The 1,930-nt window shown below is 68.3% G+C and carries 2 protein-coding genes; both read right to left on the bottom strand.

Annotated features, from left to right (window positions below; all coding sequences use genetic code 11):
- Window positions 1-185: 185 nt before the first annotated feature.
- On the bottom strand, window positions 186-1,253 hold the full coding sequence (darG, locus tag NBX02_RS13105) for a type II toxin-antitoxin system antitoxin DNA ADP-ribosyl glycohydrolase DarG (RefSeq protein WP_250283531.1): 1,068 nt from the start codon (window positions 1,251-1,253) through the stop codon (window positions 186-188).
- 18 nt (window positions 1,254-1,271) lie between these two features.
- On the bottom strand, window positions 1,272-1,930 hold a 659-nt coding region (gene darT / locus NBX02_RS13110; protein WP_250291534.1), incomplete at its 5' end, for a type II toxin-antitoxin system toxin DNA ADP-ribosyl transferase DarT.

Here is a 1,930-nt window from a genome sequence, read left to right on the forward strand (position 1 = left end):
TACGCGGCCCGATCCGCGAAAGTATCCGTGGGACGCGTCGCGCGCGGCGGAACTGGTGCGCATCCCATCAGAAATCATGGCCACGCCATATGCACCGGATACGCCCCGGCCGCAGGCACGGCGGATCACAGCGACACCACGGATTACGTGAGATCGGCACCGATTGCAGGCTCATGTTCTGAGGCTCATGCCTCAGCCGTTTCGGGTGGTGGTAGCCAGCCGCGTTCGCGCAGGGCGTGCCAGGCGCGCTGGACGTGTTCGGCGGTGAACATCCGCCCCTTGCGCGGTGTCCAGGCGCGCACGAGCCGGGAGACCTGGTCGGGATCCGTGGGGTCGGTGGCCTCACGGGTGGCGATCCAGTGCACGCTGGCGAGGAGCTCCATGCCGTACGGCGACTCGAAGCCCTCGACGAGGCGGAGCACGTGGTCGATGCGGCCGGTCGTGCTCGGCTGGTCAGCCAACGCTCGGTCGGCGGCGTCGGCGGCGCCGGGCAGGAGACCGAGCGGCTCGGCGTCGAGGACCCGTGCGTTGCCGTCACCGAACCCGGTCAGGTACTGCCCTTCGAGGTTGATCAGGGCATGACGCAGGTTGTCCGCGTAGGGCCCATAGCGGCCCTTGGTATAGAGCAACCCGAGAGGCTCACCAGCGTCGCGGAGGAAGTACAGGAGCTTCTGGACCTCGATCACGGAGATCTCGAGCGCCCGCGCGCAGTAACGATCGATGATCCGAATCAGCGCTGCCCTCGGGAGAGTCATCGTCGGCCGGACGGTGCGCGTCGTCATCTCGGCCGCCGACGGGGTCCGCCCCGGCGGATAGAGGACGACCCGCACATCGTCGAGGCCGGCGAGAGCGGAGCGGATTCTCGGTTCGATCTCGTGCCAGTCAAGGCCGCCGTTGCCGCAGCCAAGCGGGGGTACCGCGATCGAGCGGATGCTCAGCTCGCGGACCACCCGGACAAGGTCAGCCAGGCCACAGTCGATGTCCCGGACTTCCGACCGGGAGCGCCAGTGGCCCTTGGTAGGGAAGTTGACGATGTATCTCGGCCCGGTGGCCGCGCCGGTCGGCCAGACGTGCATCCGGCCCAACCGGAGCTGCCCGGCGTCAGCCGCCCGCCGGTAGGCCTCGAACATGGCCGGATAGGCGCGGCGGAACTGCAGCGCGAGACCCTTGCCCATCACGCCGACCGTGTTGACGGTGTTGACGAGCGCGTCGACGTCGGCGCCGAGGAGGTCACCGTCCGCCTTAATGATCATCGCTGCCTGTCCCATGCCCTAGAAATACCAGTCAGGTCTGACACTAACCGGCGGCTGAGGCTGTGCCGTTCCCATTGTGGCGAGGGCTCTGCGCCTGCTGACGGCGTTCTTGACGGCTACCTCGCTGAAGGCGGCCCAGGGCACCCGGCCGTGAACAAGGCACTCCGCCATCCGCCGTTCCCTGCGGTCGGGCTCGGCGTCGGTGTTCGCCCACATCCTGGCGCGCATCAGCGGCCAGTCGACCAGCGTGTCCAGATCCGCCGGATCGGAACGGAAGGTCGCTGCCTCAAGGACGGCGTTACGGTCAGTGAAGACCAGCGCGAGCCCCAGCCCGGTGAGCCTCTCGACAGAAGTCACCAGGTAGGCCAGCTCGTCGCAGCCCCCCGCATAAGTAGCCACCCGGCCACGGTGGATCGCGTACATCATCGGGCTGCGGGGCGCGAAGTAGAACGGCGCGTAGTCCCCTACCACACCGCCAGGAGCCACCGGCACCGGACGGTGGCGGCGGGCCGCCTTGATCTCCAGATTGCCGACCTCGGTACGCCTCGCGTCCGCCTCAATGGCCACCGTCTCCGGCAACAGGCCCTGCTCGGCGATCGCCGCGAGCTGGTCGAGATGCGTGAAGTGCGCCACGCGGGTCGGGACCGGCCGGGCCATGATGAACTGTGCACCTCCGA

Source organism: Protofrankia sp. CiP1_Cm_nod1 (assembly GCF_920888515.1).
In the GTDB taxonomy this organism is placed as follows: domain Bacteria; phylum Actinomycetota; class Actinomycetes; order Frankiales; family Frankiaceae; genus Protofrankia.